The sequence below is a fragment of the Streptomyces sp. NH27 genome (assembly GCF_056859195.1).
Window position 1 is genome coordinate 1 of sequence record NZ_JACEGK010000147.1, and the last position, 15,102, is coordinate 15,102.

The 15,102-nt window shown below is 71.3% G+C and carries 14 protein-coding genes and 2 pseudogenes; 9 read left to right on the plus strand and 7 right to left on the minus strand.

All coding sequences use genetic code 11. The features are described from left to right. Positions 1-33 precede the first annotated feature (33 nt). Positions 34-291, minus strand: a pseudogene (locus tag AC13HU_RS14520) (MerR family DNA-binding protein); the annotation flags it as partial. Between the two features lie 14 nt (positions 292-305). Continuing rightward, positions 306-857 carry an immunity 49 family protein gene (locus tag AC13HU_RS14525; protein WP_483042260.1) on the minus strand — a complete coding sequence of 184 codons (552 nt, stop codon included), beginning with the start codon at positions 855-857 and terminating at the stop codon, positions 306-308. A 6-nt stretch (positions 858-863) separates the two neighbouring features. Between AC13HU_RS14525 and AC13HU_RS14530 the strand changes: the two genes are divergently transcribed. Next, complete coding sequence (locus tag AC13HU_RS14530) at positions 864-1,505, plus strand: protease pro-enzyme activation domain-containing protein (protein WP_483042261.1); 642 nt, start codon at positions 864-866, stop codon at positions 1,503-1,505. A 64-nt stretch (positions 1,506-1,569) separates the two neighbouring features. Here AC13HU_RS14530 and tnpA read toward each other — a convergent pair whose 3' ends face one another. Beyond that, positions 1,570-1,986, minus strand: coding sequence for an IS200/IS605 family transposase (gene tnpA / locus AC13HU_RS14535; protein ID WP_483042262.1), 417 nt, complete (start codon positions 1,984-1,986; stop codon positions 1,570-1,572). Positions 1,987-2,011: 25 nt separating this feature from the next. Here tnpA and AC13HU_RS14540 point away from each other — a divergent pair. The 6 genes and pseudogenes from AC13HU_RS14540 (at position 2,012) to AC13HU_RS14565 (ending at position 7,606) form a co-directional block, all read left to right on the plus strand. Continuing rightward, positions 2,012-3,237 (plus strand): annotated as a pseudogene (locus tag AC13HU_RS14540) (RNA-guided endonuclease InsQ/TnpB family protein). Next, positions 3,238-4,554 carry a S53 family peptidase gene (locus AC13HU_RS14545; protein ID WP_483042263.1) on the plus strand — a complete coding sequence of 439 codons (1,317 nt, stop codon included), beginning with the start codon at positions 3,238-3,240 and terminating at the stop codon, positions 4,552-4,554. A gap of 91 nt (positions 4,555-4,645) precedes the next feature. After that, positions 4,646-5,377 carry an SOS response-associated peptidase gene (locus AC13HU_RS14550; protein ID WP_483042264.1) on the plus strand — a complete coding sequence of 244 codons (732 nt, stop codon included), beginning with the start codon at positions 4,646-4,648 and terminating at the stop codon, positions 5,375-5,377. Between the two features lie 160 nt (positions 5,378-5,537). Beyond that, positions 5,538-6,326 carry an ArsR/SmtB family transcription factor gene (locus tag AC13HU_RS14555; protein ID WP_483042273.1) on the plus strand — a complete coding sequence of 263 codons (789 nt, stop codon included), beginning with the start codon at positions 5,538-5,540 and terminating at the stop codon, positions 6,324-6,326. Between the two features lie 152 nt (positions 6,327-6,478). Continuing rightward, positions 6,479-7,048 carry a hypothetical protein gene (locus AC13HU_RS14560; RefSeq protein WP_483042265.1) on the plus strand — a complete coding sequence of 190 codons (570 nt, stop codon included), beginning with the start codon at positions 6,479-6,481 and terminating at the stop codon, positions 7,046-7,048. Positions 7,049-7,078: 30 nt separating this feature from the next. Continuing rightward, positions 7,079-7,606, plus strand: a complete 528-nt coding sequence (locus tag AC13HU_RS14565; protein WP_483042266.1) for a flavodoxin domain-containing protein — start codon at positions 7,079-7,081, stop codon at positions 7,604-7,606. 234 nt (positions 7,607-7,840) lie between these two features. Here AC13HU_RS14565 and AC13HU_RS14570 read toward each other — a convergent pair whose 3' ends face one another. The 3 genes from AC13HU_RS14570 to AC13HU_RS14580 form a co-directional block, all read right to left on the minus strand. Further along, on the minus strand, positions 7,841-8,275 hold the full coding sequence (locus AC13HU_RS14570; protein WP_483042267.1) for a hypothetical protein: 435 nt from the start codon (positions 8,273-8,275) through the stop codon (positions 7,841-7,843). A 279-nt stretch (positions 8,276-8,554) separates the two neighbouring features. Next, positions 8,555-9,820, minus strand: coding sequence for an MFS transporter (locus AC13HU_RS14575; protein WP_483042268.1), 1,266 nt, complete (start codon positions 9,818-9,820; stop codon positions 8,555-8,557). Between the two features lie 86 nt (positions 9,821-9,906). After that, on the minus strand, positions 9,907-10,929 hold the full coding sequence (locus tag AC13HU_RS14580; RefSeq protein ID WP_483042269.1) for an Lrp/AsnC family transcriptional regulator: 1,023 nt from the start codon (positions 10,927-10,929) through the stop codon (positions 9,907-9,909). 333 nt (positions 10,930-11,262) lie between these two features. Between AC13HU_RS14580 and AC13HU_RS14585 the strand changes: the two genes are divergently transcribed. Further along, a complete protein-coding gene (locus AC13HU_RS14585) occupies positions 11,263-12,177 on the plus strand; it encodes an alpha/beta hydrolase (RefSeq protein ID WP_483042270.1) in 915 nt (304 codons plus the stop codon). A 182-nt stretch (positions 12,178-12,359) separates the two neighbouring features. On the opposite strand, the gene AC13HU_RS14590 is transcribed toward AC13HU_RS14585, so the two are convergent. Further along, complete coding sequence (locus AC13HU_RS14590; protein WP_483042271.1) at positions 12,360-12,674, minus strand: hypothetical protein; 315 nt, start codon at positions 12,672-12,674, stop codon at positions 12,360-12,362. Between the two features lie 561 nt (positions 12,675-13,235). On the opposite strand from AC13HU_RS14590, the gene AC13HU_RS14595 reads away from it, so the two are divergent. Further along, the coding region (locus AC13HU_RS14595) for a Xaa-Pro dipeptidyl-peptidase (RefSeq protein WP_483042272.1) at positions 13,236-15,102 on the plus strand (1,867 nt) is incomplete at its 3' end.

A 15,102-nucleotide genomic window follows, 5' to 3' on the forward strand; every position in this document is an offset into this window, starting at 1 on the left:
ACCCAACAGCGGTCGGCCCAGGGGCGGATGGGCTCAGGAGCGGCTGCCCTGTTCCAGCCGGGTGCGGAGGGTGGCGGCGAAGTCCTCGGCCCTGGCCAGCTGGACCCGCAGGTCCTGGATCTTCTTCGCGGCGGTCTGCTCGTACGCCCTGACGCGTTCCAGCAGGGCTTCGCGCTCGGCGGGGGAGGGGTCCGGAGTGTCGAGGCGGTCGGTGGCCTCCAGCAGGTCGCGCATCTCCTCCAGGGTGAAACCGAGCGGCTTCGTCCGGCGGATGACCATGAGGCGGGAGACTCCCACCACACCGGTCAGGGGATGTCCTCGATCCGCTCACCGTTCACGAGATACCACGGCAGATACGGCCGCTTGAGGTCCACCGGCAGGCCGTGGTCGTGGGCCGCGCAGGCCATCGCCAGCACGCCGAGCGCCACCTGGGCACGGGGCGAGCCGTCGGTGCCCCAGTACTCGGCGTGCTGCCCGACGGCATCGGCCAGCGCCTCCGCGAAGGCGTCGGCGTCCTGGGTGACCAGCCGGTGGAAGAGCGCGACGGGCTGGTAGTCGATCAGGTTCACGAAGTCGCCGGGCGCGCAGCTCACCTGCTCGGGCACGGAGGTCTCCATCACGGCGATCAGCTTCTCCGGGATGCAGACGGCGCCGACGGTGAAGTACGTCTGGAGGGTGTCGATCCAGTGCAGGACGTACGCGTCGACCGTGTCGTCCGGGCGCAGCGCCGCGAGCGGCACCCGGCACAGCCAGGCGATCCGTTCCTCCTGGCGGCAGACCATCGCGAGGTAGAGGGCGTCCAGCCAACCGCGGGCGTCGGCGGGCGGCTTGGCCGGACAGGCCGGCACGGACAGCATGACGTCTTGGCCGCGGGTGCGGTGCTGGGGGCGCCCGCCACCGCAGGCGCGGCGTCCACCGCCACGGTGCCGGGATCGGTCTCCCCTACGGTGCGCACCACGTCCTTGGTCGGGGCCGCGCCCGCCTCGCAGGGGATGACCGTCCAGGTGTGGCTGGCGCCGGACCTGGCGGGCGCCGCCGCGTTCGCGGACGCGGTCGCCACGCCGGGCAGCGCCGAGTACCGCCACTACCTGACTCCGAGCGCCTACACCGCCAGCTTCGCCCCCTCCGCCGCACGCGCCGAGGCGGTCGCATCCTGGCTGACCACCAAGGGGCTCAAGGGAGTTCGCGTCGACGGCGGCCGTGACTACGTCTCGGCGAGCGGGCCGGTGTCCGCGGTCCAGTCGGCGTTCCAGGTGCGGATCGGAAGGTACCGGGCGAAGGACGCGGCGGGCGGCGCCACGGAGTTCCAGTCCAACGACCGCGACGTGTCGATGCCGGCCTCGCTCGCGCCCGACGTGCTGGGCGTGACCGGGCTCGGCGACGGCGATGGCTCCGGCGGCGGCTCCGGCGGCGGTCGCGGCACCGCCCGGCCCGCCGCGGCCGCGCCGACCGCGAAGCCCGCGACGGCCGCGAAGCCGGCCACGTGTTCCCGCTACTGGGGATAAATCGCAGTGCACCGGGCTGAAGCCCGGTGGTGAAGCGATTCTGAGGAGTTCTGTGACCCGCGGGTCACAGTGGACGGTTCTGCTGCTCGATGTACTGACGGACGATCGACAGTGGAGCCCCGCCTACCGATCCGGCGAAGTATGAGCCGGACCACAGGCGTTGTGCCCGCCAGTAGTGTCGGACCAATTCTGGGTACTCCTGGCGGAGCCTGCGCGAGCTGACACCCTTCAAGGAGTTGACCAGCTTGGACAGGGCGACCTTCGGTGGGAAGCTCACGAGGAGGTGGACGTGGTTGTTCTCGCCGTTGAACTCGACCAGTTCGCATTCGAAGTCGGCGCATACCGCACGCATGATCTCTTCCATCCGCTTGAGGTGCGCGTCCTTGAAGACCCGGTGTCGGTACTTCGTCACGAAAACCAAGTGCGCGTGAAGGGCAAAGACACAGTGTCTACCAGTGCGAATGTTCTGCATATCAGCCATAAACCAAATGTAGTAGGATCACGGTATGCAGCTTCGGTACAACTTCCGCATCAGTCCGACGCCGGGTCAGCGCATCGCGTTGGCCCGGGCGTTCGGGTGCGTGCGGGTGGTGTACAACGACGCACTACGGGCACGAGAGACCGCCCGCCGCGAGGGACTGCTGTTCCCGACGACGGGCGATCTGTCGAAACTGCTGATCACCGAGGCCAAGCGCACCCCGGAACGGGCCTGGCTCGGCGAGGTGTCCGCCGTGGTCCTTCAGCAGTCCCTGCGGGATCTGGACACTGCGTATCGGAACTTCTTCGACGGCCTGAAGGGCAGGCGCCCGCGCATGGGGGCGCCCCGCTTCAAGTCGAAGCGGGATACTCGCAGTCGGTCCGGTTCACCGCGAACGCCCGGTGGAAGATCACGACCGGCGGGAAGTTGTCCCTGCCGAAGATCGGTGACGTGCCGGTCAGGTGGTCCCGCTCGCTGCCGTCGCAACCGTCCACGGTGGCCGTAACCAAGGATGCGGCGGGCCGGTACTTCGCCTCGTTCGTGGTCGAGACCAGCCCCGAGACGCTGCCCGCCACGGACAATGTCGTGGGCATCGACCTCGGTCTGACCCACTTCGCGGTCCTTTCCGACGGGACGAAGATCGACAACCCCCGCTTCCTGCGCCGGGCCGAGAAGAAACTCAAGAGGGCTCAGCGGTCTCTTTCCCGCAAGCAGAAGGGGTCCAGCAACCGAGGTAAGCAGCGGGTCAAGGTCGCCAGGGCGCATGCCCGGGTGGCCGACGCGCGCCGCGACTTTCACCACAAGCTCTCCACCCAGTTGATTCGTGAGAACCAAGCGATCGCTGTGGAGTCCCTGTCGGTGAAGGGCCTCGCCCGGACCCGCTTGGCGAAGTCGGTGCACGACGCCGGATGGTCCAGCTTCGTCGGCATGCTGGAGTACAAGGCGGTCAAGCACGGCCGGGAGTTGGTACGGATCGGCCGGTTCGAACCGACCTCGCAGGTCTGTTCGGCATGCGGCGTGAAAGACGGCCCGAAACCGTTGCACGTCCGAGAGTGGACCTGCGAGGCGTGCGGCACCCTGCACGACCGGGACACCAACGCCGCGATCAACACCAAGAAGGCCGCCGGACTGGCGGTGACAGCCCGTGGAGCGCGGGTAAGACCGGTACTCTTACCGGCACAGCGCGAAGAAACAGGAACCCACCCGAAGGCGAGCTGGACATCCGGCAGCCAGGCGGGAATCGTCTTCCTTTAGGTGGACGAGGATGTCAATGGGCGCAGCACGTGCACAGCTTCCACCCGGGCCTACCGGGAGCTGACCAAGGCGTCGCTGCCGGTCTGCGGGTACTCCGCCGCCCAGATCCGCGCGGCCTACGGGGCGACGTGGAAGGACACCGGCAAGGGCCAGACCGTCGCCCTGACCGAGGAGGAGTCGCCGACCGCGATGTTCCAGACGCTGACGGACTACGCGAGGAGCAACCACCTGCCGCTGCCGAAGCGTTCCCAGTTCAGGCAGGTCCAGGCCGGCAGCGCCTGCGCCGGGTCTTCGCAGGCGCACGACGCGGCGGACCCGCCCGCCGTCGACGACGAGGCGGAGATGGACTCCGAGGCGGTCTACGCGATGGCGCCCGGCGCCGACCAGTTGATGGTCGTGGGCCAGGGATGCGACGAGGACCAGGCGCTGCCCGACGCCGCGCTCTTCGTGCTGACCGGGAAGGGCAACCGTCCCGAAGCCTCCATCGTCTCCAACTCGTGGCAGATCCCGCTGGGTGAGGTGCCGGCGGGGACCGTGCACGCGATGGACGTGCGGGCCGCCGCCGAGGGGGTCGGCATGTACTTCGCGTCCGGTGACACCACCGGCCTGACGGTGACCGACTCCGATCCGTACGCGGTGGCGGTCGGCGGCACCACCATCGGCGTCGGGGCGGCCGGGAACCGGGTGTTCGAGACCGGCTGGTCCGACGACTACGGCTACCTGGACGGCGGCAAGTGGTCCGACGTCGGCATCAGCGGCGGCGGCGGATGCACCAGCCTGGTGTACCGGCAGCCCTCGTACCAGAAGGGCGTCGTGCCCGCGTCGATGGCGCGGGTCCGCGTCGGCAAGCACACCGTCGTCGACCGGGCGGTGCCCGACATCGCCGCCGACGCCGACCCCGACACCGGCATGCTGACCGGCTACATCGACTCGGTCGGCCACGGCGAACCGGGGCCCTACCGCACCATGCCGAACGCCGGCACCAGCCTGGCGTGCCCGTTGATCGCCGGCCTGGTCGCCGACGCCCAGCAGGGCCGCGAGCAGCCCTTCGGCTTCATCGACCCGCTGCTCTACCGCCTGGCCGGCACCCGCGCACTCCACGACGTCCTGCCGATCCGCACGTCGGCGCCGCAGCAGGACCGGAGCGCCTGGATCGCGGCCGACGACACCGTGACCAGCCCGGGCATCGACGTCTTCGACGCCGAGGACCGCGCCCGGACCCAGCAGGTCACCGCCAAGGGCTACGACACGATGACGGGCGTCGGCACCCCTGACGGTGCCGCCTTCATCAGCGCCCTCCGCCACGCCGCCCACTGACTGCCCTGCACTGACCGGCGCGCACCCGTCGCGTACACCGGACGGCCGTGCGACGGTCCCCACCTGGCGGCGGGCGTGGCACGGTGGAGGGATGTGCGGAAGGTATGTCGCGGCCAGGGCCGCGGAGGATCTCGCGACCGCGTTCGACGCTCAGGTACAGGTCAGGGCGGGGGAGCAGGCGCCGGCGGTGAGCTGGAACGTGGCGCCGACCGACCAGGTGTGGGGCGTGGTGGAACGCCCCGACGAGGACGGCGCCGAGCCGGTCCGGCGGCTTCGCCCGCTGCGCTGGGGGCTGGTGCCGTCCTGGGCGAAGTCGCCGGCTTCCGGGGCGAAGCTGATCAACGCGCGGGCCGAGAGCGTCCACGAGAAGCCCGCCTTCCGCAAGGCGTTCACCACCCGGCGCTGCCTGCTCCCCGCCGACGGGTACTACGAATGGGAGACCGTCCCGGCGACCGAGCACACGAAGGCGGCGAAGAAGCCGTACTACCTGCACCCGGCCGACGGTTCGATCCTGGCGATGGCGGGCCTGTACGAGTTCTGGCGGGACCGGTCGCTGCCGGCGGACGAACGGGAGTGGATCGTCTCCTGCACGATCATCACCACCGACGCGACCGACTCCGCCGGCCGTATCCACCCCCGGATGCCCCTCACGATCGCCCCCGGGCACTACGCCGACTGGCTCGACCCGGACCACCACGCCCCGGACGACCTGCGCGCCCTCCTGGCGCTCCCGTCCGGCGGCGACCTGGACCTGCGCCCCGTCCCGACCACCGTCAACAGCGTCCGCAACGACGGGCCCGAACTCATCACCGAGGCACGCTGAGGGCACGAACCGCGGCGGACGGCCCGGCCCGGCGGCCGGCACAGGCCCCGCGTCAGCTGTCGAACCGCCCGCAGCACCGGTCCACCGCGCGGCGGCGATACGTCGCTGGCGTTATGCAGGTGGATGCCTGCATAATGGGAGGGTGAGTTTCCCGAGAGCGATGGACGCGGTCTTCAAAGCGCTGGCGGACCCCACCCGGCGTCTGCTGCTCGACCGGCTGCGCGAGCGCAACGGCCAGACGCTGAGCGAGCTGTGCGAGCTGCTGGACATGGCGCGCCAGTCGGCGACACAGCATCTCGACGTCCTGGAGCGGGCCGGCCTCGTGACCGTCGTACGACGCGGACGGGAGCGGCTGCACTACCTCGACCCGACGCCGATCCACGAGATCGAGGAGCGCTGGATCTCGGGGTTCGACCGGCCCCGGCTGCAAGCGATCAGTGCCATCAGGAACAGAGCAGAGGAGTACGCCATGACCGATGGATCCACGACCGTGCCGACCTACGTCTATGTCACCTACATCCGTGCGAGCGCGGAGCAGGTCTGGCGGGCCCTGACGGACGCGGACCTCACGGCGCGCTACTGGGGGCACGCCAACGTCTCGGACTGGCAGCCGGGCTCGCCCTGGGAGCACCGGCGCGTCGACGGATCAGGCGCCGTCGACGTCGTCGGCCAGGTGATCGAGGCCGAGCCCCCGACGCGCCTGGCCATCACCTTCGAGGACGCGCCCGACGCCGAGCGGCCGAGGGAACCCTCGGTCGTCACCTTCCTCGTCGAACCGCACGAGGACATCGTCCGCCTCACCGTGACCCACGAGAAGCTGCCCAACGCGGAGATGCGCAAAGGGATTTCGCAGGGCTGGCCGGCCGTGCTGGCGAACCTCAAGTCGCTGCTGGAAACCGGCGACGTGCTGCCGCAGGCGCCGTGGGAGATGTCCGGCGGACACGCCTGAGCCGGCACTCGCCGCTCCCGTTTCCCGGCGCCCGCTTTCCCGCGCCCGTCTCCCTGTGTTCGGCCGGCCCTGTTCCGTAGCCGCCCCGCACCTGCCCGCCCGTGTACGCCCGTGTACGCCCGCCCCGTGCGGGCCCACCGAAAGAAGCCGACATGATGGACACCGCCCCGCTTCGGGACGCCTACCGCGCGCTGCTGGACGCCGCCGCCACCGTGGCGGACGCCGGAGACGGGAGCCCCGTCCCGCCGGCCGGCGAGTGGAACGCCGACCAGATCCTGGCGCACGTCACCCTGGTCAACGCGGCGACCATCGCCGCCGCCTCCTTCGTGGCCGCGGGCGTGAACGCGACGTACGACAACCGCGTCGCGCTCGACACCTGGACCATCGCACGAGTCATCGCGCGCGCGGGCGGCAACGCGGGCCTCCGGGACCGCATCCGCCACCAGGGAGACGCCCTGTGCGCGCTCGCCGGGCCCGCGTTGAGCCAGGCCGAACTCGACACGCCGGTGCCCACGTTGCTGCTGTCCAACGGCACGCTCCTGGTCGACCGGCCCATGCCGCTGAGGGACCTCGTCACGGGCCTGGCGGAAGCGGAGCTGCCCGGCCACACGGCACAGCTCCTGTCGCTGCTGCCGCGGTCGCGACCCGAGCGCGATTGTTCGATGATGAACCAAGGGCATCCTGAATCGGAGGTGCCGACGACGAGTGGCGTCGTGAGGTGAAACCAGCGCGAGCAGACGGGGTGAACGCTCATGAGCGGAAACCATCGTGTCCTCGTCGCATACGCGTCGAAGAACGGATCGACGGCAAAGATCGCGGAGTGGATCGCGGCGAGGCTGCGGGACCGTGGCATCGAGGTGGAGGTACGGGCCGCGCGACGGACGCTCGACTGCTCGTACTACACCGCGGTCGTCCTCGGCTCGGGACTGTACGAAGGGCGCTGGCTGCGCGGCGCCGTCCGGTTCGCCCGGCGGCACCGGCGTGAACTGCTGAAGCTGCCGGTGTGGCTGTTCAGCAGCGGACCGCTCGACACCGCCGCCGGTGCGCGGGACCTCCCCCCGACCAAGCGCGTGGCCCGGATCGGTGAGCGGGTCGACTGCGCGGAACACGTCACCTTCGGCGGTCGGCTCGCGGCCGGGGCGTCCGGTGTCGTGGCCCGCCAGATCGTGGCCCAGGGCAAGGGCGGGGACTTTCGTGACCGCGATCGGATCCGGCGCTGGGCCGACCACATCGCCGACGAACTGCTCGCCGGCGCGGACACTCCGGCCGCGGAGGTGTAGCCCGGCGTCGGGATGGTCATCCCCGACATCCCCGGCCGGACACGTCGACGGCGCCGGACCGGAGCATGTCGCCGCTTCGGACCGGAGTATGTCCACGGCGCCGGACCGGAGCATCGGACAACACGTGGACGACGCGCCCCGGCCCGGATGCCGGGCGGGACGCGTCGGGGTCCACTGGGCCGGCGCGAAGGGGCCTACGGTGCCACCGGCTTGCGAACCCGGTTTGCCGGTGCGTCAGTTGACCGTGACGTTCACCGTCGGCGAGTGGACGTTCCCGGAAGTCACCCGGTAGTGCTGGAGCCCCTTGACACTGGGGTTGGTGTTGAGGCTGTAGGAGCCGTTGCTCTTGATCTTCGTCTGCACGGACTTGCCGGAGCTGGTGACCGTCTGCCACGTGCCGTTGACTTCGCGCTTGAGTGTCACCGAGGCCCCGGACTTCAGCCCCTTGGTCTGGCCGGTGAAGGTGACCTTGCTGCCGGACTTCACCGTGGTCGGGCTCGCCTTCGCGGTGATCGAGGCGGCCGCGGTGGTCGAGGCGACCGGAGCGGGTGCCTTCGGCGCGTGGGACGGAGCCGCGACAGCGCTGGCGGCGCCGCCTGCGACGAGTCCTACGGACAGGACACCGGCTGCCATTGCACGGCCAGGACGGATGCGGAAGGTGTTGCGCATGGCGAATCCCCATCGGGTAGACGAGATCTGCTGAGACGGCGTCTTCGTGACCGACACCTCCACCAACTTCACACGGCCGATGCCCGACCGCATCCCACGGCGGGCGGGCAACGGCAAATCCATGCGTCATATCACGCATAACCGCTGGTAGAGGGCCCACTGCTGGGCGAGAGGATTTTAAGGACTTTACCGATCGCGCCTTTCTCCGCTCCCCAGGCATTTCCTTACGCGCATAAATCCATCGTGCGGGTGCGGAACGGGTCGCGGAACGGCCGCCCTTTACGAGGCGGCTGCGCTGTCGCTGTCGGTGAGTTGCTCCGGCTGCGCGGTCGAGGACATCACGACCCCGCGCGGCGGTGTGACGGCCGCGGTGATGGCCGCGGCGATGCCGAGGAGGACGGCGACGGAGGTGAGGGCGCGCAGGATGGTGACGTGGTCGGCGAGCAGGCCGATCGAGGGCGGGCCCGCGAGGAACGCGCAGTAGCCGATGGAGGCGATGACGCTGACCCGGCCGGCGGCGTACTGCGGTTCGTCGGCTCCGGCGCTCATGCCGACGGGGAAGCCCAGCGAGACGCCGAGGCCCCACAGCACCGCGCCGAGGAACGCCAGCGGCGTCGCGGGGGCGAAGACGAACAGCAGCGTGCCCACGATGCCGAGCGCGGCCAGCACCCGTAGCACCGGCACCCGGCCGTGGCGGTCGAGCAGCGCGGGCCCGAACCAGCGCCCGAGCGTCATCGTGGACAGGAACGTGGCGAACGCGAGGGTGCCGACCAGGGCCGAGGTGCCGTAGCCGTCGATGGTGGCGATGCCGATCCAGTCGTTCCCCGTGCCCTCGGCGAACGCGAACGCGAGGACGAAGACGCCGATCAGCAGCGTACGGGGTTCACGCCAGGCCGCGAGGGCGCTGCGCGGGGCGGGCGCGGGCTCGTCGGAGTGCTCTTCGGTGTGGGCGTTGTCGGGCACGAAGCCGCGGGTCCCCCAGGGGACGGCCAGCGCGACCACCGCCGCGGCCAGCAGCAGGTGCGCGGTCACCGGCACGTGGAGGGCGACCATCGCCGCGCCGATCAGCGCGCCCGCGACCGTACCGAGGCTGTAGCCGGCGTGGAAGCGGGACATGATCGAACGTCCGAGGTGCTTCTCGACCAGTGCCCCGTGGACGTTCATCGCCACGTCCCACCCGCCGGTGGAGAAGCCGAGCAGGAACAGCCCGGCCACGACCGGGACGGGGCCGCTGGGGTACCCGACGGCGACGGTCGCCAGACCGGCGGACAGCAGCACCGACATGCCCGCGACCGTGCGCTTGGTGCCGATGCGGTGGATGACCGGCCCGGCCATGGGCAGCGCGATGAGCGAGCCGGCGGCGATGGCGAGCAGGACCAGGCCGAGCCGCGCCGGGGACAGGTGGAGATGGTCACGGACCTGCGGAATCCGCGAGGCCCAACTCGCGAAGGCGAGGCCGCAACCGGTGAAGGCGATGTAGGTGCCCCGGACGGCACCGCGTATCTGTGCCGGCGAGGGCGCGGCGGGGGAAGGAGAGTAGGGCATGGGTGGAAGCTCCGTCGAGGATCGTGGTCGGGCTGACGCTGTTCCCCTGTCTCGTCAGCCGGCCAAACGTAGCAGCCAGTAGCAGGTTACCGGGCCGGGTCCCGTCGAGCGGACACCGGTGCGGGGGTGCGTTTGGCGGCGCGGCTGACGATGGCCGTTTCGACGTGGGTGATGCCCAGGCCGACCAGGTCCCGGGAGAGGAAGCCGTAAAGGGCCGTCAGATCCGGGAAGTACGCGGCCGCGTGCAGGTTCGAGGGGCCCGAGGTCGCGAACGCGCCGTGCACCGCGGGGTGATCGGCCAGCGCCTGCCCCGCGGCGGCCAGATGGTCGGGAGCCACGTGCAGCAGCAGCTTGGCCTCGATGGGCAGCCCGAGGCGGCGCGGATCGACCAGCACCTGGGTGATCAGCCGGCCCTGGTCGGTCAGCCTGGCGAGGCGGCGCCGCACGGTGCTTTCCGGGTGGCCGGTGCGCTCGGCCAGCGCCGCCGAGGACAGGCGCGCGTCGGGGGCGAGAGCGTCGATCAGAGCCTGTTCCACCGTGTCGGTGTCGACGCCGTACGGGCCCGGGGAACCGTCGGCGGCCGCCCCGGCGCCCCGCCCGGCCGGGCTCAGCGCCGCGCGCTCGGCCGCGGTCAGCACCTGATGACGCCACTCGGAGGTGAGCCGGAAGACGTGCAGGATCGTGGCGCTCTCCAGGGACGTCACCGCCTGGGTGGAGGGCAGTTGGCGGAAGACCAGCGGGTCGCGTGAGCCCGGCTCGGTGCGGGCGACCGCGAAGATCTCGTCACCCGAGGTCGTGATGTCGATGAACGGGATGTCCTCGCGCGCCGCGAGCGCGGCCACGATCGTGTCGAGCTTTCCGCGCAGCACCCGGATACGCAGGAACAGGGCGCCGGCCGAGCCTCCGTTGCGCGGGCGCGCGACCGGCGAGACCACCACGCGTACGGTCCCGTCGGCGCCGAGCGCGTGCAGGCGGCGGCGCACGGTGGCGGGGCTCAGCCCCAGCACGTGGGCCGCCCGCTCCGCGGTGAGACGGCCGTCCCACTGCAGCGCGGCCACCAGCCGCCGGTCGATGAGGCTCAGTACGGAATCCGCCGATGCGCGCGCCATGACGGCAAGTTTCGCCCATTCCGTCGCCGTGCGGAGCCCACTTCGGGGAGCGCGGCCCAAGTATGGAGGTCATCCACTCCGCACCGTCCCCGACGCTCGTCGGCGCCGCGGACCCGAGCCATGGAAGGAGCCTCCGATGATCCTCGACCCGCGCAACTGGTTCCCCGTCCTGACCGCCTGACCGCCTGACCGCCTGACCGCCTGACCGGCTGACCGCCGGCACCACCAGGGCCGCCGACCGCGGCCCGGCGAAGGGCCTGCGGCGCGATGCCGCCGCAGGCCCGCAGCTTCTGACAGCACCCCGAGAACGACGGATTCACCACGGAGGTCCACGTGTCCGCGCTCAGGCAACGGGAGAAAGTACGCTTCGCCAGCGGCGACACCTCATGCGCCGCATGGCACTATCCGGGGTCCAACGGCGGCTGCGTGGTCATGGCCGGCGGCACCTCGGTGACGAAGGAACCGGCCTGCGACCTGTTCGCCGCGCGGTTCAACGACGCCGGTTTCGCGGTCCTGGCCTTCGACCACCGGCGGTTCGGGGAGAGCGGGGGCACACCGCGCCAGGTCGTCCGCTTCGACGAGCAGGTCGCCGACTGGCACGCCGCGATCGACTGCGCGGCCGGTCTGCCCGACGTCGACCCGGACCGGGTCGCGGCCTGGGGCTTCTCGCTCGCGGGCGGCCACCTCTTCCGCGTCGCGGCCGACCACCCGCGACTGGCCTGCGCGATCGCCCAGACCCCGCTGGTCGACGGCCGCGCGGTCGCTCCCCACGCGCTGCGCGCCATGACGCCCCTCGCGGTGCTGCGGCTCTTCGGCCGGGGCGTCGCGGACGCGCTCGGGAGCGTCCTCGGGCGTCCGCCGCTGCTGGTCCCGACCGCCGGACCGCGCGGCGCCGTCGCCTCGCTCACCACGGCCGACGCCATGGACGGCGACCTGGCCCTCGACCCCGACGGTCTCCACACGGACTGGGAGCAGACGGTCGCCGCCCGGATCGCCCTGCAGATCGGCGGGTACCGGCCCGGCCGTCATGCCTCCCGGATACGGTGCCCGCTGCTGGTGGTCGTCTGCGACCAGGACCAGAGCGTGCTCGCAGATCCCGCCGTTCGCGCGGCCCACAACGCGCCGGCCGCCGAGGTGGTCCACCTGGCCGGCCGCCACTACGCCCCGTTCCTCGAATCGCACGAGCTCGCCGTGGCGGCACAACTCTCCTTCCTGCAACGGAAGTTGGGCCCCCGCGATCCCGGCTGAGGCGGACCACCCGCTCGCCCGGACCGCCCGGTCCATCCGACAGCCGAACCGGCAAGCCCGTTACCGGAGTCGTCCTCATCGGCGACCGTACGACCGTACGACCGCACGATCGCGCTCCGTCGTCACCGGCGAGTGCCCGGCCGCCAACAGGGGGGCGGCCGGTCACCGGGGCGGGGCCCTGATCAACTGCCGGGCCGGGCCAGGCGCCCAGCTTCCGTGCCGCCCGGAGGCAGACGGTGCCGCCCAGGTGAACGGTCCCCGGTCAGCGACGCGCGGTGGATGACCGAGCCGTCCTGCCCTTCGCCCACGTCGAGGAGGACCTCGCCGCTCACCGGGTGCGGCAGTTGGATACCGCCGTGCCCGACGGTCTCCAGATCCGCCTGTGCGACGACCGCACCGGTCCCGGCATCGAGGGCGACCCACTGGTCGGGCCGGGCACGGCGGGCCATGGCGTCGGGCCGGTAGACCCACACCACGCTTTCGTCCGACGAGAGCACGCAGCCGGGCCGGTGACCGTACTGCTCGTCCGACCGCGGCTCGAACGGCGACCGCCAGACCCCACCCCGTCCGCCGTCACGCAGACGACCGCGTTGAGGGTCGTGTAGTAGGCGTGCCGCAGGCCGGCGTCGACGGCGTGCTCGACGACCTCGTCCCCGGCGGACGGCGGGCAGACCATGACCGGCGACAGCTCCCCCCGGGCGTCGCCGCTCACGTCGTACGCGCAGATGCGTCCGTCGACGAGCCGTGTGACGAGCCGTGTGACGAGCCGCGGGGGACGTGGAGTTGGAGCCATGCCCGGAGATTGGCGGCTCAACGGATCTTCGGCACGAGCCCGATCGGCGTACCCGCCGATGTCCCTGCCGGCGTCCCCTTGCGCACCACCTCGGCGCGGCCGGGTGCTCGACAACGGGGGTGCGGGTGTGTCGGGTTGAGGCGCCAGCGCCCTGTGGGGTGTCTCGTAATCGCCCACTGGCTCGAAAGCGACCTGTTGTCATGGTTGTGTCAGGGGGTAACGTCCCGGGGTGCTGTCACTCACGCGGAGGCCCCGCACCCATTCGATGTCCGTCGTGGCGGTGGTCCTCACCGCCCTGATGTTCGTCCTCCTCGGCCCGGTCGCCGCGCACGCCGGTGCGGGCCCGCGGGACACCGGGAGTCAACCGGTCGACTCGTACGCCAACGCCATCCGGCAGTCCGTCTGGGTCGACACCGGCCTCGACGGTGACCGCGACGGCAAGCCCGACCGGGTGGCGGCGGACATCATCAGGCCCTCGGAACCCGCGGCGGCGGGCCGGACGGTCCCGGTGATCATGGACGCCAGCCCGTACTACTCCTGCTGCGGCCGCGGCAACGAGAGCCAGGTCAAGACGTACGACCAGAGCGGGAACCCGGTGGGCTTCCCGCTCTACTACGACAACTACTTCGTGCCGCGCGGCTATGCCGTCGTGCTCGTCGACCTCGCCGGCACCGACCGCTCCGACGGCTGCATCGACGTCGGCGGCCCCTCCGACATCACCTCCGCGAAAGCCGTCATCGACTGGCTGAACGGCAGAGCCACCGCGTACACCACCCGCACCGGAAGCACGACGGCGCAGGCGAGTTGGTCCAACGGGTCGGTCGGCATGATCGGCAAGAGCTGGGACGGCACCGTCGCCAACGGGGTCGCCGCGACCGGCGTCGAGGGGCTGAAGACCATCGTCGACATCAGCGGGATCAGCTCCTGGTACGACTACTACTTCGCGCAGGGCGCGGCCCTCTACGACGGCGGCCCCGACGAACTCGCCTCCGAGGTCGAGAGCTCCGGCGCCCAGTCCCACTGCTCCGCCGAGGAACAGGCGCTCCGCGACGGGGCACCGCGCAACGGCGACTGGACCAGCGCCTGGCAGGACCGCGACTACTACGCCAACGCGTCCAAGGTGAAGGCCAGCGTCTTCGTCGCGCAGGGGATGCAGGACCTCAACGTGCGCACCAAGAACTTCGGCCAGTGGTGGAACGCGCTCGCCGCGAACGGGGTGCAGCGCAAGATCTGGCTGTCGCAGACCGGCCACGTGGACCCGTTCGACTACCGGCGGGCCGAGTGGGTCGACACCCTGCACCAGTGGTTCGACCACTACCTGATGGGCGTCGACAACGGCGTCCAGAACCAGCCGATGGCCGACATCGAGCGCACCCCCGACCACTGGACCACCGATCCGGTCTGGCCCGCGCCGGGCACCACCGCGACCCAGGTCGGCCTGGTGGCGGGCAGCACGAACGGCCTCGGCTCGCTGAGCGCCGGGTCCCCGCCGGCGAGCGGCACCGAGAAGTACACCGACAACCCGGCGCAGGGCGAGGACGACTGGGCGGCGCAGGCGGACCAGGCGACCGCGAGCAAGGTGTCGTTCACCACCGGCGCGCTCGCCAGTGACCTACGGCTGTCGGGCGGCGGCACGGTGACGCTCACCGCGACCCCGTCCACCACCAGCGCCCACCTGTCCGCGGTCCTGGTCGACCTCGGCCCGGCGACCATCCGGAACTACGAGGCCGACGCCGAGGGCATCACCACGCTGACCACCAGGTCCTGCTGGGGCGACAGCACCTCGGGCGACAGCGCCTGCTACCTCGACACCGCGGCCGACACCGAGAGCGTCCAGCAAACCGTCTTCAGCCGCGGTTGGGCCGATCTCGGGCACTACGACCCGTCGCTGCACGGCGTGTCGCTCACCCCGGGCCAGCCGTACACCATCACCATCCAACTGGCCTCCAGCGACCACGTGGTGCCGGCCGGGCACCGGCTCGCCCTGATCGTCGCCGGCACCGACAACGGGCTGATCGTCGCCCCCAGCACCAAGCCGACGATCAGCATCGACCTCGCCCGGTCCAGCGCCGACCTGCCGCTGGTCGGCGGGCTCCCGGCGCTGGCGCACGCGCTGCGCGGCGGCTCCGGCC

Excerpts from the sequence above, each read along its gene's own strand:
- AC13HU_RS14570 (WP_483042267.1), bottom strand. The coding sequence starts at position 8,275 with ATGCGCAACACCTTCCGCATCCGTCCTGGCCGTGCAATGGCAGCCGGT.
- AC13HU_RS14565 (WP_483042266.1), top strand. The coding sequence starts at position 7,079 with ATGAGCGGAAACCATCGTGTCCTCGTCGCATACGCGTCGAAGAACGGA.
- AC13HU_RS14560 (WP_483042265.1), top strand. The coding sequence starts at position 6,479 with ATGATGGACACCGCCCCGCTTCGGGACGCCTACCGCGCGCTGCTGGAC.
- tnpA (WP_483042262.1), bottom strand. The coding sequence starts at position 1,986 with ATGGCTGATATGCAGAACATTCGCACTGGTAGACACTGTGTCTTTGCC.
- AC13HU_RS14555 (WP_483042273.1), top strand. The coding sequence starts at position 5,538 with ATGGACGCGGTCTTCAAAGCGCTGGCGGACCCCACCCGGCGTCTGCTG.
- AC13HU_RS14580 (WP_483042269.1), bottom strand. The coding sequence starts at position 10,929 with ATGGCGCGCGCATCGGCGGATTCCGTACTGAGCCTCATCGACCGGCGG.
- AC13HU_RS14525 (WP_483042260.1), bottom strand. The coding sequence starts at position 857 with ATGCTGTCCGTGCCGGCCTGTCCGGCCAAGCCGCCCGCCGACGCCCGC.
- AC13HU_RS14575 (WP_483042268.1), bottom strand. The coding sequence starts at position 9,820 with ATGCCCTACTCTCCTTCCCCCGCCGCGCCCTCGCCGGCACAGATACGC.
- AC13HU_RS14550 (WP_483042264.1), top strand. The coding sequence starts at position 4,646 with ATGTGCGGAAGGTATGTCGCGGCCAGGGCCGCGGAGGATCTCGCGACC.